Origin of the sequence: Enterococcus sp. C74, assembly GCF_040887125.1 — a bacterium.
GTDB classification, from domain to species: domain Bacteria; phylum Bacillota; class Bacilli; order Lactobacillales; family Enterococcaceae; genus Enterococcus_B; species Enterococcus_B hirae.
Map to the genome: position 1 here is coordinate 26,108 of NZ_JBFOFA010000009.1, position 24,323 is coordinate 50,430.

General features: G+C 36.0%; 20 protein-coding genes. 8 read left to right on the forward strand and 12 right to left on the reverse strand.

Going from position 1 to position 24,323, the window contains the following annotated elements:
* Positions 1-975: 975 nt before the first annotated feature.
* The 4 genes from AB3H93_RS11315 (at position 976) to AB3H93_RS11330 (ending at position 5,872) form a co-directional block, all read left to right on the forward strand.
* Positions 976-1,356 carry a hypothetical protein gene (locus AB3H93_RS11315; RefSeq protein WP_368020583.1) on the forward strand — a complete coding sequence of 127 codons (381 nt, stop codon included), beginning with the start codon at positions 976-978 and terminating at the stop codon, positions 1,354-1,356.
* Between the two features lie 108 nt (positions 1,357-1,464).
* Positions 1,465-2,103, forward strand: coding sequence for a hypothetical protein (locus tag AB3H93_RS11320; RefSeq protein ID WP_368020584.1), 639 nt, complete (start codon positions 1,465-1,467; stop codon positions 2,101-2,103).
* Entirely contained in the window at positions 2,104-4,098 is a 1,995-nt protein-coding gene (locus AB3H93_RS11325; RefSeq protein ID WP_368020585.1) for an McrB family protein, read from the forward strand. It begins immediately after the preceding gene.
* Positions 4,082-5,872, forward strand: coding sequence for a nuclease domain-containing protein (locus AB3H93_RS11330; RefSeq protein ID WP_368020586.1), 1,791 nt, complete (start codon positions 4,082-4,084; stop codon positions 5,870-5,872). Before AB3H93_RS11325 ends, AB3H93_RS11330 begins: the two co-directional genes overlap by 17 nt.
* 191 nt (positions 5,873-6,063) lie before the next feature.
* Here AB3H93_RS11330 and rlmH read toward each other — a convergent pair whose 3' ends face one another.
* A complete protein-coding gene (gene rlmH, locus AB3H93_RS11335) occupies positions 6,064-6,543 on the reverse strand; it encodes a 23S rRNA (pseudouridine(1915)-N(3))-methyltransferase RlmH (RefSeq protein WP_002317110.1) in 480 nt (159 codons plus the stop codon).
* 452 nt (positions 6,544-6,995) lie between these two features.
* On the opposite strand from rlmH, the gene AB3H93_RS11340 reads away from it, so the two are divergent.
* Complete coding sequence (locus AB3H93_RS11340) at positions 6,996-8,282, forward strand: S1C family serine protease (RefSeq protein ID WP_010737045.1); 1,287 nt, start codon at positions 6,996-6,998, stop codon at positions 8,280-8,282.
* Positions 8,283-8,339: 57 nt separating this feature from the next.
* Here AB3H93_RS11340 and ytpR read toward each other — a convergent pair whose 3' ends face one another.
* The 4 genes from ytpR to pepA form a co-directional block, all read right to left on the reverse strand.
* Positions 8,340-8,945: a YtpR family tRNA-binding protein gene (gene ytpR, locus AB3H93_RS11345; protein ID WP_010737044.1), complete on the reverse strand. Its 606-nt coding sequence runs from the start codon at positions 8,943-8,945 to the stop codon at positions 8,340-8,342.
* Between the two features lie 309 nt (positions 8,946-9,254).
* Positions 9,255-9,722, reverse strand: coding sequence for a universal stress protein (locus tag AB3H93_RS11350; protein WP_002317107.1), 468 nt, complete (start codon positions 9,720-9,722; stop codon positions 9,255-9,257).
* Positions 9,723-9,751: 29 nt separating this feature from the next.
* The gene (locus tag AB3H93_RS11355) at positions 9,752-10,072 is read right to left on the reverse strand and encodes a thioredoxin family protein (protein WP_002317106.1); all 321 of its coding nucleotides are present in this window, start codon (positions 10,070-10,072) and stop codon (positions 9,752-9,754) included.
* A gap of 292 nt (positions 10,073-10,364) precedes the next feature.
* The gene (pepA, locus tag AB3H93_RS11360; protein ID WP_010720947.1) at positions 10,365-11,444 is read right to left on the reverse strand and encodes a glutamyl aminopeptidase; all 1,080 of its coding nucleotides are present in this window, start codon (positions 11,442-11,444) and stop codon (positions 10,365-10,367) included.
* 198 nt (positions 11,445-11,642) lie between these two features.
* Here pepA and AB3H93_RS11365 point away from each other — a divergent pair, with 198 nt between their 5' ends.
* Complete coding sequence (locus AB3H93_RS11365) at positions 11,643-11,996, forward strand: PepSY domain-containing protein (RefSeq protein WP_002317104.1); 354 nt, start codon at positions 11,643-11,645, stop codon at positions 11,994-11,996.
* A 171-nt stretch (positions 11,997-12,167) separates the two neighbouring features.
* A complete protein-coding gene (locus tag AB3H93_RS11370) occupies positions 12,168-13,124 on the forward strand; it encodes a glycosyltransferase family 2 protein (RefSeq protein WP_002317103.1) in 957 nt (318 codons plus the stop codon).
* A 75-nt stretch (positions 13,125-13,199) separates the two neighbouring features.
* Here AB3H93_RS11370 and AB3H93_RS11375 read toward each other — a convergent pair whose 3' ends face one another.
* Entirely contained in the window at positions 13,200-14,657 is a 1,458-nt protein-coding gene (locus AB3H93_RS11375) for an NAD-dependent succinate-semialdehyde dehydrogenase (RefSeq protein WP_368020587.1), read from the reverse strand.
* A gap of 294 nt (positions 14,658-14,951) precedes the next feature.
* Between AB3H93_RS11375 and AB3H93_RS11380 the strand changes: the two genes are divergently transcribed.
* Positions 14,952-15,830 carry a cation diffusion facilitator family transporter gene (locus AB3H93_RS11380; RefSeq protein WP_368020588.1) on the forward strand — a complete coding sequence of 293 codons (879 nt, stop codon included), beginning with the start codon at positions 14,952-14,954 and terminating at the stop codon, positions 15,828-15,830.
* Here the strand turns inward: AB3H93_RS11380 and AB3H93_RS11385 are convergent.
* The 6 genes from AB3H93_RS11385 to AB3H93_RS11410 form a co-directional block, all read right to left on the reverse strand.
* The gene (locus AB3H93_RS11385) at positions 15,814-17,766 is read right to left on the reverse strand and encodes a glycosyltransferase (RefSeq protein ID WP_368020589.1); all 1,953 of its coding nucleotides are present in this window, start codon (positions 17,764-17,766) and stop codon (positions 15,814-15,816) included. The genes AB3H93_RS11380 and AB3H93_RS11385 overlap by 17 nt on opposite strands.
* Before the next feature lie 193 nt (positions 17,767-17,959).
* The gene (locus AB3H93_RS11390; protein WP_368020590.1) at positions 17,960-19,264 is read right to left on the reverse strand and encodes a glycosyltransferase; all 1,305 of its coding nucleotides are present in this window, start codon (positions 19,262-19,264) and stop codon (positions 17,960-17,962) included.
* Entirely contained in the window at positions 19,264-19,773 is a 510-nt protein-coding gene (locus AB3H93_RS11395; RefSeq protein WP_010737037.1) for a hypothetical protein, read from the reverse strand. The genes AB3H93_RS11390 and AB3H93_RS11395 overlap by 1 nt, the downstream gene beginning before the upstream one ends.
* A 293-nt stretch (positions 19,774-20,066) precedes the next feature.
* The gene (locus tag AB3H93_RS11400) at positions 20,067-22,202 is read right to left on the reverse strand and encodes a UvrD-helicase domain-containing protein (protein ID WP_368020591.1); all 2,136 of its coding nucleotides are present in this window, start codon (positions 22,200-22,202) and stop codon (positions 20,067-20,069) included.
* A gap of 75 nt (positions 22,203-22,277) precedes the next feature.
* Positions 22,278-23,933: an FAD-dependent oxidoreductase gene (locus AB3H93_RS11405; protein WP_088762444.1), complete on the reverse strand. Its 1,656-nt coding sequence runs from the start codon at positions 23,931-23,933 to the stop codon at positions 22,278-22,280.
* Complete coding sequence (locus tag AB3H93_RS11410; protein WP_368020592.1) at positions 23,934-24,245, reverse strand: rhodanese-like domain-containing protein; 312 nt, start codon at positions 24,243-24,245, stop codon at positions 23,934-23,936.
* Positions 24,246-24,323: the final 78 nt, after the last annotated feature.

Sequence of the window (24,323 nt, forward strand, 5' to 3'; positions counted from 1 at the left end):
CATAGACATGAAAAGGCTTCATCGAGTTGATGATTCAAAATATCGTTATTTTTATTTAAAGATTTATTTGGAACCTCAATCTTATCATTCACTCTAAAGCGCTGTTTAAGCAGTAGTCCCTTGAAATAAGCCGAAACCAACAAAAAATAGTCCCCTATCTCTAGATACCCATTGATAGACTTTATCGTGCCAAATTTCATTAAGTAACGTACTTTCTTTCAAAAAAACGTAAAAAACATTTATTAAGATTTTGGAATATGAGTAAAAAACCAGGTTAACTCGTTCATGAGTTAACCTGGTTTGGTGGGTGGGGTTATTTTTTAAGATCAAGCTTTATACTTTTTGATATTGGTGAAATTCGCCAATATCTTTTTATGATGGATGGACAAAGGTATGAACGATTAGACATTGTCGCAAATCAACGATTGCCTTATTTATAACGCTATCACTAGAATGTTTAAACGATCCTATCAAAGTATTAGAATCCATACTTACGTTTTTCGAAATTTTTATCATTTCAAACAACGGATCATGCTCCGTCACGGTAAAACTATTTTAACCAAATAAACATGCTAAGATTAGTGAGGTTGAGACAAAAGTGTTCAGCATCTTCGGAAATAAGCCGAATTTTACCAAAAATTTGAGAAGCAATTTTCGGAAATTCCTTCTTATTTCTTGATGTTAACTCAACCTCTTCATGGATATTGTATACAATACATATTTGAATTTAACTTTATTTCATTGCTATATTATTTATTTCAATCTAATTGAATAGACATAACGAACAAATATAAGAAATGCTTTTCTAAAAGTATGCTATTTCCATATTTAGTATCTCCATATTAAATTAAGACTACTAGATTAAGATTTATATATAGTTATTAATAACTAAGATACTTAATTTTATTTAATGAACTATCCTATTCATGATATACTACTATTGTTATTATAATAATAAAAGAAAGGGAGTCAAAATTGAAAACTTTAACTATAAGTTTTATGAAAGATGTTTTTCATTCTCTTGATTTAGAACATCTTAATAAATTAGCGAAAGTGCTACCACAAAAGCTAAGTGGCTCAACTATTATTCCGAAAAACCTATCGGAATCTTTTAAAAATAGGTTATTTAACCAATTTCTTAAAGAAAAAAATTTAATGTATATATTTAAATATATTAGTAGTGGACACTTTCATGATATCGTTGCAAACGATGAAAATATTTATAAAAATACTTCTATTCAGAGCATCGAAGTATTTTTTGAGGAAATTAAAAATAAAGATTTGGAATCCCCCTTTTCTTTTTATATCTATTTGATTGAACAAGCAGATGAAGACAAAATTATTGATTTTTTTTAAAATGTTGATGGGTTAATAAAATTTAAGAATAATTCTTTAATATATATACAAAATAAAAAAAAGAATAAGAATAAGTTTTGCACTGATATTTCACTTGAATATCAAAAAATGAAAGATCTATTAGCCCATTATAAAAAAGATATAATTGATGCTGAAAATAGGGAAAAAATATTACTAAAAGAAAATGAAAGGCTCAAGAAAAAAATAGAAAAAAATAATAACGATAAAATAAAAGAACTCAGAAAACTAGAAAAAAAATTTCTCGCTGAAAAAGAATGTGAAATAAATAGATATAAAGAAGAAATAACTGATAGTTTATTAAAATTAAAAAATTCAGAAAATAAGTATCTTAATTTAGAAAAAAAATTCTCTGTTTTAAGTAGCACGCTTAAAAATAAAGAAAAAGAAATCATCGGATTGGAAAAAAGATATAATAATCTTGTAAATGAAAGTAAAACAGAAAAAACTATTTCACAAAAAACAAAAAAAAATAGAAAAAATATTTTATTAATTGGTGTTCCAGGGAAAATTGTTATCAGAGAAGACTATAATTTTATAATCACTAATTCTGATACACCTCTCGAAGATGTCATTAAAATAATTGAAGAAAATGATATCAATGAATTATGGATTACAACTTTTCAATTAATTCCCAGAATGAAAAAAAAGATTATACAAAGTTTAAAAAATAAAATAAAAATTCAAGAATTAAATGATTTTACTATGCTTATGAAGGAGGAAATATAAATGGTGTTAAAAATAGGTAAACAAGATTACCAAATTATTGGTTATTTAGAGGATGATTTCAATAAAATTAAAATAAACTCGGATGATTTAATGTACTTTTTTCTAACTCCTCTTTCAGATTTCCCAAGTAGTGTAATTGATAATGTAGAGGGTATACAAATATATAGTAATACACTTACAAAATTTGGATTTATTGATGATATAAACGAATCTCATAGTACTCGTGCCCAATCACTCAAAGAATTTTTAGACCCTTACATTATCGTTTGTACACCAAAAATTAAAAGAAATCATGAACAAGCAAGAAATTATTATCAAGGTGATGATTTAGAATTAATTCCCAAACCTAAATCTGAAGTTTTTAAAAATTTAATAAAAGAGAATGAATCATTAGTACCTATACCGGTTTTTTCTATAAATAACAGTGATTCTGTAATTAAAGACGAAACAAGCTTTGAAAGCCAATTACTAAACGGCAAACTTCTTGGAAAACTTGTAAATTTCTCAAAAGATAATGAAGATTATCCTTTAAATGTTTTTTGGGAGAACACTGATGGATCAAGAGTTTTATTTGGTGAAATAATCGGACAAAACAATTCATTGTACGGTGTAGCATACAGGATAGAAAAAGATAATTTTTACAAAAAGTATATTGATGAAGGTAGTAAAGACTATGTAGGTTACGATGATTTCATAAATCAAACAAAAGATATAATTTTTGTTCCTTATCTATTACTTCAAAAAATTATAGAAAATAAAAAAGATATTAACGAAGGCATAGAAAATATCTATAATTCCAAAATATCTCAAGTAAGTTCAATTATTACTGAACAAGCGCAAATAGATATGTCTGAATTAGAAAATAAACACGCTATTCAACAAAATGATTATTTTTCTGAACAGAATGAATTTATAGAGAGATTTAATCAACTCACAATGCGTAGTAAATTACACTACTCAAAACGAGACTTATGGAATTTTCATACTGCTATGTTGGGTGATAGTTTGGTGGTATTAGCTGGATTAAGTGGTACCGGTAAATCTCAGTTAGTAACCTCCTATGCAAAAGCACTGCAATTATCAGATACACAAATAAAGTTTATTTCTGTGAGACCATTTTGGGAAGATGATTCTGATTTATTGGGCTATGCTGATACTGTAAATTCTGTCTATCGTCCAGGGGATAGTGGTCTAATTGATGCACTATTAGAAGCCTCAAGGCATAAAGAAAATATTTATATGGTGTGTTTTGATGAGATGAACTTAGCTCGGGTTGAACATTATTTTTCCCAATTTCTTTCAGTTTTAGAAATGGAGCCAAGTACTAGGAAAATCAAACTGTATAATGAAGATCTAGAAAATAAATTATACAACTCTTCGACCTATCCTTCTACAATTGAAGTAGGACAAAACATATTATTTGTAGGAACTATAAATACTGATGAATCTACTCATCAATTCTCAGATAAAGTTTTAGATAGATCAAATATTATTTCACTCGAGTTAGTACCATTCCATGAAATTAGTGATGTAAATGATTATATCCAATCAGATCAAAAGAAACGTAATCAACTTAAATATGATGATTTCAAAAATTTTAAAAATTCTAATCCTACTAATGGCTTGACCCAGAAAGAAAAAGAAATGTTTTGGAAACTCCATCTAGCAATTAATTCCAAAGACAAAAATATTGGTATCGGTTGGAGAATATTAAAACAAATTGATGAATATTTAAAAAACCTTCCAGTACAAAATGACTTACCAAGAAGAGAAGCTATCGACATTCAACTTGTTCAGAGAGTATTAAGTAAAATCAGAGGTTCTGATGAACAATTATCAGAATTAGTTGGTAAATGGAATGATAATGATTTAAGACAAATGGGTGAATTTGAACAAATTATTAATGAATATCCTGAGACTTCAGATTTTAAATATACTAAAAAAATTCTTTTGCAGAAAGCTAGGGAGTTGAATTTACATGGATTTACCCTTTAGTATAAGATTGAACTTTGGTTATAAAAGTGAAGAACAAGAATGCGAACTTTTATTTTTTCAAGATGAAACATCGTTATTAGAGTATACACCGGTTAAAGTAAAAGAATTTTCTAATCTAAGCTTTACATTTAACAGCATAGACAAACAAGCAAGACTATATATACCAGAATTAGATGATTATTTGATTGAAAATCAAATACAAGAGGAAAATGGAGATACTTGCTATATTCCAAGTGACGGTAATGTAATCATCTATAACAGGGATCAAGGTAAAACAGTACCTCTTATTCCAGGTTACTATACTCTTTATGTTAAAATCGGTGAAACTATCTTTTACTCTCGATTTGAAGTAATACTTAAAGATTTAGGTGTACCGGAATGGGAAAAAATGAAAATTGAAATTGAAAAAATGGTTGGCGGTCTTGCAAGAACTTTTATTCCTAAAAAAACTTCTCGTCGTGAAATGACTACTTCAAATTATCTAATGAATGATCAACTTTTTCAACGAATATTAGAGTTTGAGGATAATATACCTCAAGCAATAGTTTCTCTTGAAAGTTTAAAAAAAGAAGCAAAATATAGAATTGACAAACGATATAACTGGAAACCAATAGGAAGTAAAAATTTAGTTGATCAAAAAACTATTTCACAGTTACAAATTCACCCAGAAAAACGTGGTCTACTATATACACCCAGTCGAATAATAAAATATGATATTATTGAAAATCAATGGATCAAGTTTATCTTATCTTATTTTAAAAATTTTTCGCTTCTAGCTGATAGATATTTAGAGAAAATCCTTCAAGGTGTTATTGAAGAGAAAAAAAGAGAAGATAAGTTTACTGGCGCGCACTCTCAAAGCGTACAAAACTATAATAGAAACATATATAATAGAAAAATTGAAACTTTGAAAAACAATCAGCAAAAGATAAAACATTTTTATGCATATATCCTTGAATTTTTAGATACACCAGTAATGAAAAACATTTCATCAAGAAGACCTATAAATGTTCCAAAGTCACTTGTTATGAATCCTAAATATAACACTATATATAAAATGTATTTAAAAAGTATAAAGAATCGTAATACTTTAAATTTTTCAAATAGATATCAGTATTATTGGAAACGCACAGATATACTCTATGAAATTTGGTGCTTTATAAAAATTATTAGAGCCCTATCCATGCAAGGCTATACTCCTATTTCTGGATGGATTTTTGAGAATGACATTCTGTCTCAAGAATTACCGTTTTTACATGAAGACACTACTGTCGTATTAAGTAAAAATGATATACGAATTAATCTTGTATATAATAATTCTATGAAAAAAGAAGATTTCTCCAATACACTAGACAGCCCAGTAAAAACCTCTTCAAAACGAAATAAACCTGATATTAGATTAGACATTATAATTCAAGAAAAATACTATATCGGTAGCTTAATATTTGAAGTAAAATATAAAAAACTAGACAATATACTTGATAATGATAAAGGTAGACAACGTCAACAATTAATGGCTTATAAGCAAAATACTATGTCAAGTATTTTGGCATTTCCTGAAATTCTTACGCGTTCTTTGCAAGCTGTCTCTGCCGTCATTGCTTTGTACCCTTCAAATGAAGGGAGAAAAAAAACTGCACCTAAATATTACGAAAAAGAAGGTATTTTTTTTCACTTATTAAATCCTTCATCTGATGAAAAAGAACTTTCAGTAAAAATTCAAACAAGTATTGAAGAAAGAATTTCTTTATTTAATCAACAAAGTAGAAATTAAAAAGATGAAGAACGTCTCTTTATACATGAGAGCGCTCTTCATCTTCAATTTTTTGTAACAAATTTGAATACATAATAGAATTATTATCCATTATTATTATTTTTTATAATTATCAGCAACTTTCAAGTTAATTTATATATATTCCAAAAAAAGCTAACTTATTGTTCATAAGTATTCAATCTTAGACATTCTCACTTATGATACGGCGCACCCGCATTGATTCGAAAAGCACGGTAGATTTGTTCGACGAGGATCAAGCGCATGAGTTGGTGGGGGTAGGTCATTTTGCCAAATGAGATTTGGGCGTTGCTGCGTTTCATGACGGCTTCGCTTAAGCCGAGTGAGCCACCGATGACAAAAGTGATCTGGCTTTTCCCTTGGATTCCTAGTTGGTCGATTTCTTTGGCGAAAGCTTCACTGGTTGGATTTTTCCCTTCGATCGCTAGTGCGTAGACGTATTCTTGTTCTTTGATTTTGCTCAAGATCCGCTCGCCTTCTTTTTCTTTGACTTGGCGCATTTGAGCTTCACTCAAGTTCTCAGGTGCTTTTTCATCGGGGACTTCGATTCGTTCGATTTTAGCGTATGCTTGCAGCCTTTTGACGTATTCATTGATTCCTTGGATCAAGTATTTCTCTTTTAGTTTACCGACTGAAATGATTTTGATATTCAATTGCTTTACTCCTTCATTTTTTCTCTTCATTGTTCGTTGTTCGTATTTCCTTCTTTTCTATTATAACGAAATGTTTGCTAAAAGAAAAAGCGAGTTATTTTTTATTTATTTAAAGATTCCCACATAGTTATACACATCATCCACAGGTTTATCCACAGAAAAGACGATGGTTTTGGCTTATTTTATAAGTATTTCTTAAGCAAACGTATGTTTTGCACCGATTTATCCACGTTGTCCACATCTTGTGGATAAAAAAGGGTATTGTTTTTCTGCGAGTTTTCCGCTGATTTCTACACAGGATTTGTGGAAAACTTTTTTCTTATTTTTTCATCTGAACGCAATGATTTTTCCTAAAGTTTTTCATAAAAAGTTCATAGTCTCCAAGTAGACTAATCTTAACAAATAAGTCTATACTTAGAGATAGAAGAAAATGATAAATGGAGGCAGATCACATGGAGAGAAAAGATGTGACACCAAAAATGAAAAAGAATAATGGAATCTGGCGTAAGCTGGGTCTAGGCTTAGTCGGTGGAATTATTGGGGGCTTGGTAACGGCTGGTATTTTTTATGCTGTCATGGGTTCTGGAAACGCAGCGTCAAATTCGGGTGGTCATCAAAATTCAGCGGGCGAAACTGTCGTTGAAAATGTCAAAGTCAATGTCGATTCAGATATCACGAATGCGGTCGATAAAGTCCAAGATGCGGTGGTATCTGTTATCAATCTTCAAAGCCAAAATCAAGGGACCAACGGCTTTGGGCAACTGTTTGGTCAACAACAACAAGAAAGTTCTGATGATAGCAATCTAGAGGCTTCTAGTGAAGGTAGTGGTGTCATCTACAAAAAAAGTGGTAATTCCGCTTATATCGTAACGAATAATCACGTAGTGGAAGGACAACAAGGATTAGAAGTTTTATTAAAAGATGGAACAAAAGTCAAAGCTGAATTAGTCGGGACGGATGCTTATTCTGACTTAGCTGTTTTGAAAATCAGTGCAGATAAAGTGAACAAAGTTGCTTCATTTGGTGACTCTAATTCATTGAAAGTGGGTGAACCGGCGATCGCAATTGGTTCTCCTCTAGGTTCTGAATATGCCAACTCTGTGACTTCGGGGATCATCTCATCATTGAATCGCCAAGTAACCAGCACGAACGAGTCAAATCAAACGGTCAATATCAATGCGATCCAAACAGATGCTGCGATTAACCCTGGTAATTCTGGTGGTCCATTAGTTAATATTGAAGGACAAGTAATCGGGATCAATTCAAGTAAAATTGCAAGTACTTCTGCTTCTTCATCAGGTGTAAGCGTGGAAGGAATGGGCTTTGCGATCCCAAGTAACGATGTAGTAAATATTATCAACCAACTTGAAAAAGATGGAAAAGTAACCCGTCCTGCTCTAGGGATCACAATGGTTGACCTTTCAGCCGTTTCAACCCAACAACAAGAACAAATCTTGAAAATTCCTGAGTCTGTGACAAATGGTGTGATTGTTACCAGCGTTCAACCGGCGACACCTGCAGAAAAAGCTGGCTTGAAACAATATGATGTCATTACAAAAATCGATGATACTGATGTTTCTTCTGGTGTAGAATTACAATCTGTCTTGTATCAGAAAAAAGTCGGCGATTCAGTGAAGGTCACTTACTATCGCGGAAAAGAAAAGAAAACAACAACGATTCAATTAACAATTGATCAATCTGCATTAAAACAAAGCCAATCAGAGAACTCTGGTAACTAATAACTAATTTCCTATACAAAAACAGCACGGTTGCTCGGCAACTGTGCTGTTTTTTGCTTATTTTGGAAATGCTTCGCCAATCACTGCATCTTCTGGTAAAACAAGGATCCCTTTTTCTTTCGGTGCATCTGGTAATTGTAATTCTTTCGCCGAACAAATCATTCCGTGACTTTCAACCCCACGTAATGTTCCTGGCCAAATCATCATTCCATCAGGCATCATAGCTCCTGGTTTGGCAACAACGACTTTTTGTCCTGCTTCGATGTTCGGAGCGCCACAAACGATTTGTAAGACTTCCTCTTTTCCTACTTGTGTTTCAGTGATCGATAAGTGATCAGAATCAGGATGTGGTACGCAAGTTTTGACGTAGCCAACAACGATTTTTGGTTCATTTTCTTCTGTTAACGTTTCTTCAAAACCAGCTTCTTTGATCAAGCGGTTCAACTGTGCAATTTGTTCTTCTGTTAGTTTGACTTGTCCGTTACCTTCAATCGTAAGATGGTCGGAGATATGGAAAAAATTCCAGCCAACGATTTGTCCTGTTTCATCTTTGATTTGAGCAACATTCCATTTACGGATGACCGTATTTTCGGTTCCGTTGTCATTTGAGACGATGACCATCAAGGTATCTCCCACGTGCGCTTTATTATAAGCAAAAATCATGTTTTTTCCTCCATTATCCTTTGCTGACATTTATCTTAACAAAAAAAAAGTTTTTGTGCATGCTTTTTTTCATTCTTCAAAAAAAGTGCGAACAACTATTTTCTTATTTATGGAATCGCAAGAATTTTCAATAGCAACGAGCCTGTGAAATATATCTTGCCCTTCACTCTAAAAAACGAGTAAACAGCATGCAAAAAGTCGCTCTATCAGAAAATTTGCCGGAGAATCCCAAAAATAGGAGGAACTATTTTCGGATTCTCCGGCTTATTTCTTAGAGCTAGGCATTTCACTATCTCTTAGTTAACGTATTTAATTGTCGGTGTTGTTCTCCACTTCATCAGAGACAATCAAGACATCACATGGTGCTCGGCGGATGACATAGCTGGAAACACTACCTGTCATAAATCGTTCAACCGCATTTAATCCTGATTGACCGACCATGATCAAATCGATCGCATATTTTTTTGGTAAGTTGACTGCCATTGATTCTCTAACAGAACCATAAGCGACGATTCCTTCGATTTTTTGATAGTCAACTGTTTTTCCATAAGCTTTGCAGTCTTCGATCATTTGTTTCGCTGCTTCTGTTTGTTGGTCAACTAGCGTTTGATCTATTGGGACATAGCCCATGAAATTATAAAATTGTTGGTCGATCACATTTGCTACATAGACGGTTCCGTCGTTTCTTCGAGCAACCTCGACTGCTTTTTTAAAGGCAGAAAGTGCTTGTTCACTTCCATCGATCCCGACCAAAATATTTTTATATTCTTGTTCCATCCTGATCCCTCCTAACAAATATCCAGATGTTAGCCGTTCGTCACACGATTTAAAAAATCCTCGATTTCTTGTTTTGTTTTCCGATCTTTATTCACTAGACGACCTAATTCTTTACCGTCTTTGATCACTACAAAACTTGGGATTCCAAAAATGTTCCACTCAGCGGCTACATCTATGTATTTGTCACGATCGACTTCAATAAAACGCCATGCGGCAAAATCATTTTCTATTTCTGGCATTTGAGGCTTGATAAAGCGACAATCGCCACACCAATCTGCGGTAAAGAAAAAGACACTGTTCCCTTTTTCAACGTAACCTGCTAATTCTTCTAAGTTTTCTGGAATAATCATTGCTGTCCCTCTTTTCTTCTTATATTTAAATTATACACCTTTCTTTAAAAGTCACCAACTCCTAACCAGTCCTCACTTTTGTATTCAAAAAATTCAGGTGCTTCAACCAAAAAAACGATTCACCGATTTCCCCCGTATTTACTGACTGACGACAAAACAAGAAGACCTAAAAAGGAAGCCCAATAATAGGACTTCCTCTATTTCTGAACTTCTTAACTATTTATACTATCCTTCGCTTATCTCTGTTCCACGATCCATGGTTCTCGTTTCACTTCGTTTAAAGGATATATTCTTATTTTCCGTAAACGATCGTATTGACAGTCGATTTGTCTAATCCTTTTAATGTTTGGATCAACATCTCTCTTGCTGCTTCAAAGTCACGAATGCTAAACATTGTTTGATGTGTATGAATGTAGCGTCCTACGACTCCGATCACCGTACTTGGGATTCCTTCGTTTTGTGTATGTGCCGCACCTGCATCTGTGCCGCCTTTTGAGACAAAGTATTGATATGGAATGTTGTTTGTTTCAGCCACGTCTAATAAGTATTCACGCAAGCGTGGTAACATGATCAATCCTGGGTCTTGGATACGCATCAAGGTTCCTTCACCTAGATGTCCGAATGTCCCTTTTTTCGTTACCGTATCGTCTGCTGCTGAGCAATCGACTGCAAAGAATAGATCAGGTTTGAATTTGTTGACAGAAGCTTTTGACCCACGTAAACCAACTTCTTCTTGCACGTTTGCTCCTGCGATCAATGTATGACCTAGTTTTTCATTTTGCAGCGCTTCTAACGCTTCTAACACCATTGTACAACCATAGCGGTTATCCCATGATTTACTGATGATATTTTTGCCATTAGCCGTTTTGATGGTTTCAGCGAATGGTACGATCGTATCGCCTGGCAATACGCCAAAGCTCATTGCTTCTTCACGTGATTCAAAACCAGCATCAAATAAGATATCTGTCACTTCCACTGATTTTTGGCCGCTTGTTCCACGTAATAAATGTGGTGGAACAGAAGAAGAAATACATGGGTAATTTTTACCAGAAGAAGTCTTCAATGTGTAGCGTTGAGCAGAAACCACATACGGATTCCAGCCACCTAAAGGTACAACTTTGAATAAACCGTTGTCCTGGATTTGGGTTAGCATAAATCCTACTTCATCCATATGAGCCGCAACCATCACGCGTGGGGCATCTGCCTCTTCATGTTGGCGTAAGCCAAAGATTCCACCTAAACCATCTAGTTGTAATTCGTCCACTAAGGGTTCCATGTGCGCTTCCATATACGCACGAATGTCTTGTTCAAAACCACTTGTTCCTTGAAGTTCTGTTAACTCTTTGATTCGTTGAAATGTTTTTTCATCCATAATAAAGTTCGCCTAAGATTCAGACTATGCTCCTCTCAAATTTATAGTTGACTGACTAATTTGTATTACTCTTAGTCAATCACTCACATTTATTATAGCTTATTTTAATTGATAGCGGTTATTTATTTCTAAGAAAAACACAGAGTATGGTAGAATAAATGAAGATAATCTTTTTGGACAAAGAAGGAGGTAAGACGTATGTATTCTGAAGAATGTGAGTCAAATAATTTTAAAAACGGTCTTGCTATAGGTATCGGACTTGGTTTAATCAGTGGCATCACTTCAATGGTTTTGTATCAACGTAAGAAAACGTTATCAGCCGATCAAGTCTTAGAACAAGTCAAAGAATCATTCTTAAAAGAAGGGTCCATCGAGGGGTCTTGGATCTCATTTGAAAAAGAACCGACTAGAAAATTTGCGATCCATTCCAAAGCTTATCGTGGAGGGATTTCCCGCCTAGAAGATGGCGAAATCATTTGCTACGAATTTTTAGCGGATGCGTATACCGGCACCGTGTTAGAGATTTCAAGAAAAAAGAATGAATTGATTTAATAAAGCGAAGTCTCAGCCATCACCATTAATATAAAAATAGTGGTTTTATACGGGGCTTTTTACAATAGAAACAAAAAGAAGTGAAAATTCTCTCTAGGTACTAGCATTTAAGAATTTGATACAGTATTCTTAATAGAGATTTTGTTTTCTATGATTTAAGGAGAGTGAAAAATGGAACAACAAGAGAAAATTGCTGTTCTGATTCCTTGTTATAATGAAGAAGCGACGATTTCAACAGTCATTGCAGACTTTAGACGAGAATTACCGGAAGCAGAGATTTACGTATATGACAACAATTCGACTGATACCACCTATGAACTTGCCGTGGCGTGTGGGGCAATCGTCAAAAAAGAACCAAGACAAGGGAAAGGAAATGTCATTCGGCAAATGTTTTTTGATATTGATGCAGATTACTATCTCATGGTGGATGGTGATGATACCTATCCTGCCGAAGCGGTGCATGGATTACTGGATAAACTTCGCTCAGGTGAAGCGGATATGGTAATTGGAGACCGACTTTCAAATGGGACTTACTTTGACGAAAACAAACGTCCGTTTCATGATTTTGGGAATAATTTAGTAAAAAACACAATCACACGATTATATAAAACAAAAATACGAGACGTCATGACAGGCTATCGAGGATTTAATCGTATTTTTGTCAAAAGTTTCCCGATCATGAGTTCCGGATTCCAAATCGAAACTGAACTGACGATCCATGCCTTAGACAAAAAATTCAAATTGGTCGAATTGCCGATCGATTACCGAGACCGTCCAGAAGGCAGTGAATCGAAACTGAATACATTTTCTGATGGATTTAAAGTGATCATGATGATCGTTAAAATGTGGAAAGACTACAAACCATTGATGTTTTTTGGCATCTGGACCTTTTTCTTTTTTGTATTCGGCTTATTTGCCGGTGTTCCAGTGATCCGAGAGTATATGCTGACTCACTTTATCACACGGGTACCTTCTGCTATTTTAAGTACCGGATTGATGATCCTTGCCTTACTTTCATTAGTTACTGGGTTGATTTTAGATACTGTTGTAACGAATGCCAAAAAAGAATATGAACTAAATCTCTATCATGTCTATCATGAATGTCGAAAGCAAGAACAACAGAAATAACGTAGAAATAACCAAAGAAACTAGCTGGGAAAAATCTAGCTTCTTTGGTTATTTTTTTGCTTTTTGATACGCTAGTTATTTAGCTGTCCGAATCGTCACAAACTTCGCTACTACATATTCTTCCACACCGTAAGTTCCATTTTCCCGACCAAAGCCTGAATGCTTGACCCCTCCAAATGGCGTAGCTGAATTTGAAATAGCTGTATCATTGACACCGACCATCCCATATTGGAGTTTTTGGCTAACATTCGCGATCGTGTGGATATTCGTTGCGAAGAAGTAAGAAGCTAACCCAAAGATGGTATCATTGGCATCTTTGATCACTTCCTCTTCTTCCTTAAACGCAATCAACGGAATCACTGGTCCAAAGGTTTCTTGATAAAAGATGTCCATTTCCTTCGTGACACCATCCAAAACAGTGGGTTCAAAGAAATAGCCATGCGCATACTCGCCTTCTGTCAGTCGTTGCCCACCTGCTAAAATCTTGGCTCCTTTATCTACGGCATCTTTGATTTGTTCTTCTACCTTTTCCACACCTTCTTGATTAATCAAAGGTCCTGTCGTTGGATCATCTAAGCCATTACCAACGGATACTTGTTTGATTTTTTCGACGATCAATTTCGTAGCTTCATCTTTGATTGCTTCATGAAGAAAAATTCGATTAGGCGACGTACATACTTGTCCGTTATTGATGAATTTTGTTTTGATCAATTGATCCGTTGCTAATTCTAAATCTGCATCTGGAAAAATAATCAACGGCGCATGTCCGCCTAGTTCCATGGAAACTTTTTTCAATGTTGATGCTGCTTGTTTATTTAAGATTTGTCCTACTTCTGTCGAACCAGTGAAAGTGATTTTTTGCACGTCTTCTGATTCAGTTAGAATTTTACCGATCGTTGAGGAGTCTCCAGTCACGATATTGACGACTCCTGGAGGAAAGCCAGCTTGATCAAAAAGCTCCATTAACGCCAATGCAGAAAGCGGTGTCGCTTTTGCTGGTTTTAAGATAACCGTGCAGCCAGCCGCGATTGCTGGAGATATCTTACGGATAATCATATTGGATGGAAAGTTCCAAGGAGTGATTGCACCTACTACTCCAACTGGTTCTTTACGTACTTGCCATTCATTGGTTGCCGGAGAAGGAATGATCTCGCCTAAGATTCTTTGCCCTTCGGCAGCATTCCACCGCAAATTTTCAACATTCGTGTTGATTTCTGAAGCAGCTTGTTTGAGTGGCTTTCCTTGTTCCATCGTCATGATCGTAGCTAAACGTTCACTGTCTTCTTCCACTAGATCTGCCATCTTGTTCATTAATTTTGCCCGTTGAGCAGGAGAAGTTTTTGACCACTCTTCAAATGCTTTCTTAGCGGCTTTGATTGCTTCATGTGTTTCACTTTCTCCACCTTTTTGAACATTCGCTAAGGTTTCACCTGTTGCAGGGTTGATCACCTCGAAGGTACCTTCTGTTCCTGTCTGCCATTTGCCATTGATATAAAGACGAGTTTCGACTTTTGGTAAATCTCTTTTTGCCATGTGTCTCTTTCCTCCTTCTTATTCGGTACAAATCTACCCTAACACGGTTAAATTTAAAGCTCAAAGCATACGCATCAGATGACTTTCCTGCTTTCTGCTTTTAGCTCATCACTGAATCTACTGCAGGTGCCATCATAGCTGATCCCTTTTGATTCGCTGCTCCTATCGATTCAGTTAAGCTCGGAATAGTTCCAAATTTCGCCTATCCAAAACCATTATATTTTCCACACTTTTAGTGATTTTATTCGAAAATATTATAAGATAATAAAATACTTTATGTTGGAGTGAAAATGTGTGAACAAAGACAGATATAAACAATTGAAACAAGCAGAATTAGGTGCAATCATCAGTATTGTCGCTTATATCGTAGTCTCGATACTGAAGTTGACTATCGGGAATCTCGCAAATTCTGAAGCGTTAAGAGCCGATGGCTTAAACAATTTTACGGATATCCTAGCTTCGGTTGCTGTATTGATTGGTTTGAGAATCTCACGCAAACCTGCAGACACTGAACATCGTTATGGTCACTGGAAAGCTGAAAATATTGCGAGTTTAATCACTTCGTTTATCATGTTATTGGTTGGTCTGGAAGTCTTGTACTCTTCGATTCTCTCGATTACTGACAAAAAAATGGAATCACCTGATATGACCGCAGCCATTGTTGGGATTGTCTCAGCGCTGATCATGTATGGGGTTTATCTCTTTAATAAAAAACTAGCCACGAAAGTCAACAGTCCTGGTTTACTAGCTGCTGCGAAAGACAATCTTAGTGACGCGTGGACAAGTATCGGTACAGCCGTGGCAGTGTTTGCAGCCTCCTTCAATTTGGGTTGGTTGGACAGTGCCGCTGCAATCGTCGTGGGTTTATTGATTTTAAAAACAGCGGTTGATATCTTTAGAGAAAGCTCCTTTTCTTTATCTGATGGCTTTGACCAACAAAAATTAGAGCGCTACAAACAAGCAGTCAATAACATCCCGGAAGTCCAAAGCGTGAAGAGTATCAAAGGGCGTACTTATGGCTCAAATACCTATGTAGATATCACTGTTACCATGGACCCTAATTTGACTGTCAAAGAAAGTCATGATATTTCTGATTTGATCGAACACACTTTATTTGAACAATTCCAAGTCCACGAAACAGATGTACATGTCGAGCCTATGGAGAAGTCTTGAATAGCTGATAAAAAATGAAAAAAGAATCATTCGCCTTTTTTGAAAAGCGAGTGATTCTTCTTTTTTTGCTTTCTACTAAATCATCTTCCATATCAAATTCTAGTTGTTTGGCAGCATTCAGCTGGTCACTATAATAACTCGCTAGTTCTTCCGCTGATTGTGGGGTCAAATCTTCAAATGAGAAAGTGGTGTAAGCTTCCTGTGTTTCTCGACACACTGAAGTAATCTGCAACCCTTGTTGTTGATCAACAAACATATAGTTTTCTCCCGGAATGAATGATTCCCCACCAGTTCTGATCCGAAAGCCATTAAAACTCATTTGATACATCTCAAAGATTTTCGAATCATAGGATAACTGACGATTGACTGTAATACTTAATGCTTCACTGTCACTTTCGATATCTCGGTTTTTACCGATCGTGATGGCATAAAACAAGCCATAAAGATTATAGACTGACCATACTAACGTAACAATATAACCAAATTCATAGCCTTCCCCACGAATCAATCGGTAAAGAGCAATGATACAAGCAAAAAGAATCCAGCAAAAAAGGACGATATGCGGGAACACCGTACGCCAATCAAATGCGTTACTCCCGACAATTTCTTTTTTCGTTACGTTGAATTTCTTTTGTGGTTTGAAAAATTCTTTTAGTAATGCTCCTGTGTGGATCGGTGCCACAAAGCAGTCATAAATGTGAGAACTCGTTAGATTTCTTATTTTAGGTACGTATAACCTAAAGGATAAGGTGATCATAACAAACGGCGGTAAAAAGAATAGTAACAATTGATGGTTGTTACTTCTTACAATAAAAATATCAAAAACCATAAACAGCGTAGGAGCTAATAAAAAAATAATTTTCTGGAAAGAAGTAAACCAATACAAATAAGAGTTGTAATAACACAATTTTTGCATCAATGACAATCCTTTTAACTTTCGTGGCTTGAAGTGGTCAAAAATCTGCTTCGTACCTTGTGCCCAACGCGAGCGTTGGGAAGCTAGTTCTTTCGCTGTATAAGGGGTAATTCCCAATGCATAAGCCTTGTTGATAAAGAGGGTCTCGTAGCCGGCATTTTGTAACAACATCCCTGTCGCCATGTCTTCTGTAATACTATTCGTTGGAACCCCACCGATTTCTTCTAAAGCACTTCTTCTAATAATTGCATTTGTCCCGATATGGATCAGGGCATTTTCTCGAGAAAGAGCTGGCTCCAAAAAGCGCATAAATAATTCTTGCTCATTATAAAAGGAATTTCTTAAAAGCTGAAATGGATCTTTATTATAGAAGGTTTGAGGATATTGAACGAGTGCCATTTTAGGATTTTTGAAATAATTCACGGCTTCAAAAATGATATTTTTTTTGACAATAAAATCTGCATCCAATAGTAGTACGAGGTCACTAGTCGTTTGTGAGAGTGCATAGTTGATGTTGCCAGCTTTCGCATGCTCATTGCCCTCTCGTGATAAATAACCGATGGAAAAACGTTCCGCCATCTCTTTTAATTCCTCACGATGACCATCATCGCAAATATATATTTTTTTATTGGGATATCGTAACGCTTTGACAGCCAAAGCCGTGGCGATCACTAATTTACTATTTTCGTTATACGTACAAATAAACGCCGCAACACTTGGTTGAAAACTCTCGTCATAGGCCTCATAGAGATGTTCATTTGACAATTTATTCGAAAATAGGTAAATAAAAAAACCGTAGACAAATAACCCGATAAATTCTGCAATGTAAAGAATGATCCCAAATATTAAAGAAACAGAACTATCTATTGGTATGGTATAAAACAAACGCCATATCAAATAAACAACTAAAAAAGTAATCGTGATCTTTGAAAAAAGTTGTTTGACAAAATCATATTTTTTTGCCAACAAATACAACAATATAATTATTAAAAACAACCCCGTCAGATAGTACAATTCCACATTATCTCCTCCTTTATGTTTATATTAAACATTATAATGGTTATTATAAAAAACAGTTAGTAAACGGTTTCCAGGGATCGTTTAGCTGTTTTTTTAAGATCATTTAGTTAGTTATGTAACCAAAAAGACTGTAGTAAAAGACGGCTTTCGTCTTCTGCTACAGTCACTTGTTTGCTAGTCCTTTTCAGTTGCATCATTCACTTTTTCGTTCTGGACTTTTCCATGTTCCGCTTCCGTATCCTAAAATCGTTTTGATTGCTGGGATAAAGGTTGTCATGATGGTGATCGCATTGACCATCCAGAATAACAACATATACAATGGGGCAAATAACATATATTTCAATTTTCTTCCTTGATCGTCTACCACCAAAGATGCAATCAGTTGAATGATGCCTGAGATCATTTCGAAGCAAACAAACAGAAAACTAATCGTCAATGTCCGATAGATTTGTTCAAAATTTCCTTGATAAAGATAAATACCCATTAAAATAATAAAAACGAAAAATGAAATACAAAAGAACAACGACCAAATAATACTAAAAGTTTGATCAATAAACATGAACGTCCTGCCGATATTTTCAAAAGGATGGAAGAGGACTTTTTTAAAATTCGTCAACCAGACTTCCGTCCCCCCTTTTGCCCAACGTTTTCTCTGACGATAAAGCATCGGCAAACTTACTGGAACTTCCATAAAAAATATGATGGTTGGCGCAAACACCGAGATCCAGCCATTCAACTGATGATCCCACGCAATACTGATATCTTCTGTTGCCCGATCTTGACGAAAGCCGCCAACATCGATCAATGCGTCTTTTCGATACATGGTATTTGCCCCACTGTACGCATAAAGACCACCAAGTACACCTGCTTGTGTTCGTTTGATGATCCCTACGATGCTCGAAAATTCAACAGTCTGGGATTTTCCAAGTAAAGACGTACGATTTTTCACGTCCATATTGGCAGTAACAGCAGAGATATTTCTACCACCAGGGTGAATAAAGTAATTCACATAATTTGACAAAGCATCTGGTTCAGGTACCGTATCCGCATCATTGCTTAAGATCAACCGACCTTTGGCAAAAGCCATCCCAATATCAAATGCGTGAGCTTTCCCCTTATTTTTATCAATGCGGATCACTCGTAATTTGGGGTATTTTTTTTGTAAACGAGCTAATATTGCCGGGGTTTCGTCCGTTGAACCATCATCTGTCACTAACACTTCATAATTCCCATAATTGATTTTTGTCATTAAATAATCGATTGTGTCTTCAATCACCACTTCTTCATTGTGGGCCGGTACCATGATCGTGATAAACGGTTCGACCTCTGTCGGAATCTCCGCCCAATCAATGTGCTTATATTTAAATAAAAACGAATAGCATAATACCCCAATAAACCATGCAAAACTACCAAGGATTGGGTAAGAAACAAGGATAAAATAAATGATCGTAGCTACAAAATCCAGTAGTTCATTACCTGTATGAATGACTCTGACCATTAGAGTTCGACCCCCTCGTTTTTGTAGAGGTTTTCGATCAAATCTTTTTCAAGATTTTGCTCTTCTGATACTACGTAATAGCAAACCGCTTCACGCTCTTCCTTAGGTCCAAAGCGCATGCTGAATTCCGTTTCTAAAATATCTCGACGCTTTTCTAATTTTTCTTCATCATACATTTTTTCACTTCTTAGCATCGTCTGGTAACGACGATTATTCCAACGAGTCATGAATAAGAATAAAAGAACAAAGCCTAAAAAAGCAACCGCTAAAAATAGCAACAAAAAAGAAAACGTTTTTCGTTCTTCCGGAAACGAATGCCATTGTAATCCTCTCCCTTTCATTGAAGCCCGAAACGAAATAGTTACCCAAATAAATGGAAAAATCACGCCACACCATCCTAGAATCGCAACAATCCATTGCTTGATTTTTAACCGTCGATTTCCTTTGGCAAAAAACTTATCCTTAATCAAAAGAGTTGCTACTTCTTCACGTTTTATTCGAGTATTCATTTTTCTCCCACCTTTAAAAAATAAATTTAGTCCCCTTTTATAAAAACCTTTACATTTTTTGATGATGACAGCTAGACGAACAATTCATCAAAATGACCAACTAGACCTTACTTATACTTTACTTTTATTGTATTTATTTAAATTTGTTTATTTAATAGTAGCTTGTTTCTTGAAATATGTATGAGATTTGATCTTGACGTTAAGGTTTTCTTAATAAATTAAAATAACTAAAATAATAAAAATATAAAACAAGTTATCTTAGCGAGTCTCACTAAAGATAACTTGTTTTTTCTCTATTGATCTGTTACCAAAGAAATAACGACAGTTTTCATTGCTCGAGATATAGCCGTGTACATTTGCCTTCTTTCACGTGGGGTATTCGGTTCAGCTGTTAGATAAATCAGTACGTGATCAAATTCGAGTCCTTTAGAAAGACTCAATGGGCGTACTTGGATGTTCAGCTGATTGTTCCGCTCTACTTTTTGTTGTATCATTGCGGCTTGCTGTTCTTCCAACGTAATAACTGTTAATTGTTCACCTGTGTGCTGTTGTCGTTCATTGACCTGACTGAGCCACTGATCAAAAGTCGCTACAGTCGTAAATTCCGGCTCTTCCCCATAAGGACGAACGGAAACAATAGCGATCTTTTCTTTTTCCCCTGAATATTGGGTAAAGAGAGTCGTGATTGCCCCGCTTGAACGATAACTATTCAATAAATCATATCTCGTCACAGATCGTCCAGCCGTTGAAAAATAGCGTTCAATTGCTTCAAAAGAAGTCGTGGAATTAAAAATCCCCTGATTTTCATCTCCTACGAGTGTAAAGCGAGCGTTGGGGAAGATGTTTAACAAGAGCAAAAGTTGCGCACTTGTATAGTCTTGCACCTCATCGATCAACACGAACTTTTTGACTTGGGTGATTTTTTCGATCAGCAGATGGCGCACATGCAAACGTGCGACGGCTTCATCTAATGTACAAGGAGTTGTTCGCTGATACTTATTCCCAGTGTAACTTTGATAAATCTCCTCAAATAAAAATTGTTCATCGACCCACGCCAACTGTTTGATTTGTTTCGTTACTGTTCGATATTTTCTTTGAAGCAATTGTTTGCCATAACTGACTAATTTCTCTGGCGATTCATCGGTGATCAACTGTTGGAAATACTTTTGTTGCATCTCTTCTGGTAAGGATAATAATTGATCTTTAATGGCGTCACTACCTGCTTGTTTCAGCAATTGCTTTTCCCAGTAGCGCAACAATCGGTCTTTAGTCGCTTGAAGTTTTTCTCTTAGACTCGGGTAATCGGGCGTGCTACCATAGATTTTTTTGATCACTTCTTTTGAGATCACGATTTTTTCCTTCTTTTTGATAGCTAAAAAGAAATCAGCCTGTTCAGTAAACAAGGAGGTCGCTTGCTCGATCTGCTTCATAAATGCCTGACTTCTGAGAACTGCTGTCTGGTCATCCACATCCGTCTGCGTAATCCGTTGAAAATAAGCTTTTTCTGACTCAACATTCCCTAAAAAAAGTTGATCCACCAACTGAAGCATCGTGACATTCAACGGATTTTTTTCACCTAACGAAGGTAATACCTTACCGATATAATCAATAAATTGATGGTTCGGTGACAAAATCAGCAAATCATCCGCAGAAAGTTGGTTTCGGTATTGATAAAGCAAATAAGCAATTCGTTGCATGATCGTTGAGGTTTTCCCACTGCCTGCCACGCCATTGACTAAGATATTTTGGCTTGTAGTGTCTCGGATGATCGTATTTTGTTCAGATTGGATCGTAGCCGTGATTGCCTTCATCTCTGACGTCTCACTTTGTTCTAAAGCATCAAGTAAGACATCGTCTTGGATTGCTACCGAGGTGTCAAAAAAGTGGAGCAATTGATCTTTTTTGATGATAAATTGACGTCGCTCATGGATCATTACCTCGATTTGGTTTTGATTCACTAAATAAGAAGACTGACCTAAATCATTGTTATAGAAAAGAGAAGCAATCGGCGAACGCCAATCATAAACCAAGGTTTCATCCTCATCATTAGTAAAGTTAGCCGTACCAATATAAAAAGCTTCGTGACTGTTTTTTCCTTGTGCTTCTTCCTCTAAAAAATCAATTTCGATCTTCCCAAAATAGGGACTCATCAATAGCCGTTCGATTTTTTTCAAAGTATCATTAGCTGATTGGATCTTGAGATTCAATTGATCGATTTCGCGATTTTTCATCTCAATCAGTGAATACGTATCAAGATTGTCTAAATAACTATCAAAATTGATCCGAATATCTTCGGACATCGTTTGTAACGAATCCCGTCCGTACGCACTGGTTTCTTGTAATAGTTGCTGATACTCTTCCTGCTTTTCTAGTAATTGCCGATAAACTGACGCTAGATAGGCTTCTTCTAAATTTCGTGTGTTGACCATACACATTCTCCTTTGATTCGAAGTAGTAGAACTAACCAGTCTAGCGCCATTTTACTAAGAATGCAAGGCAAAGCTCTATTTTTCTGGATAAATCAAGTCTTCTGGACGAACAGCGTGATACAAAGCAAAGGCGCCATCGAGATTTTGGACATGAAAGCCTGCTTGTTTCAAGATACGTTCTGCTAAGTAACTACGCAGTCCACTATGACAGCTGACAATGTATTCTTTCTCATGGTCTAATTCCGCCAATCGACAGCGTAAATCATTTAAAGGAATATTCAGCGCATCTTTAAAAGCACCGTTTTGCAACTCGCCTTCATTACGAACATCGAGTAAGATTTTTCCTTGTGCAAGTGCTTCTGGCAATTCATGCCATTGGATCGTCTCGCTTAGCCCTTCTGCAACATTCATGGCCACATATCCCAACATGTTCACTGGATCTTTCGCAGAACCAAAAGGTGGCGCATAGGTAAATTCTAATTCCGGTAAATCAAAAATCGTTAGTTGTCCTTTGATGGCTGTGGCTAAACTATCGATTCGTTTATCAACACCTTTGGCACCGACTCCTTGTGCACCATAGATTTCACCTGTCTTAGGATGAAAGATCAGTTTTAACAAAATATCTGTAGCTTCAGGATAGTAACTAGCATGGTCTTTCCCAGAAACATGGACTACTGAGAAAGGTAAGTTGGCTTGTTGGGCCATTCTTTCTGTTAATCCAGTAGAAGCAGCAGCAAGGTCAAAGACCCGCACAATTGACGTACCAAGACTTCCTCGATTGTTACGAACGATTCCCGCTATATTATCTGCTGCTTGTCGCCCTTGACGGTTAGCAGGAGAAGCAAGAGAAATCAACGCATCGGCACCTGTAATTTGTTGTTTGATAACGATGGCATCTCCCACCGCATAGATGGAAGGATCACTTGTTTGGTAGTGTTCATTGACTACGATCCCCCCACGCAGCCCTGTTTCAAGTCCAGCCATTTTTGCCAATGTACTGTCTGGCTGAACGCCTACTGAGAGGATCGTTAAATCAGAATCGATCGTTGTGCCATCATCCAAGCGTAACTGCTTGCCACCATGTTCAAAAGCAGTGACAGAACGTTTTGTTTGGACATGGACGCCTTGTTTAATGAGTTCATTTTGGATATGCACCGCCATTTCTTCATCTAAAGAAGGCAGGACATGTGGTGCCAGTTCTACAATTGAAACTGCCAGTCCACGTTTTTTTAAATTCTCTGCCATTTCCAATCCGATAAAGCCTGCCCCTACTACGACAGCTTTTTTGGGTTGTTCTTCAAGAGCAGTCATTACCATATCAATATCCGGTACATTTCTAACAGTATAAACATTTTTGGCTTCTGCTAATCCTGAAATAGCTGGTCTGACTGGTTTTGCCCCTGGGGAAAGAAGCAATACATCATAACTCTCCTGCCATTTTTTCCCGTCAGATAAAACTTCAACTTTCTTTTCATCTGGATAAACGGCTGTGACTTCATGATTGGGACGCACATCTAATTGAAAACGAGCAGCCAATGATTCTGGTGTTTGTACCAAAAGATTCTCTCTCTCACTGATCTCACCAGAGAGATAATAAGGTAACCCGCAATTGGCAAATGAGACATACGGTCCTTTTTCAAACACGACGATTTCAGCATCTTCTTTTAAACGACGTAATCTAGTAGCAGCAGACATCCCCCCTGCTACCCCGCCGACAATAACAATTTTCATTTATTTCCCTCCTACTGTTGGTTCAAACCATTGATTCATTCCACCACGTACATTGATAACATCATACCCCATTTTCTTCAACTCTTTCGTAGCTTGTTTGCTCCGCATTCCCGATTGACAGATGACATAGACAGGCGCTTCTTGTTTTCCTTTAAAACTTAGAATACGTTGAAGTGGAATATTTTTCGCTTGTCTGATATGCCCCCTTCGGTATTCTGCTGGTGTTCTTACATCGAGCAACTGAATAGAACCATTCAATTTTTCTTTTAATTCCGCTGTTGAGATTGATTTGACTGTTTGAAATAGTGACATCTTGATTTCCACCTTTTTTATTTTTGTAAATACCTTACGGGGTATATTCAACACAAAAAAGAGAGAATTGTCAACTAT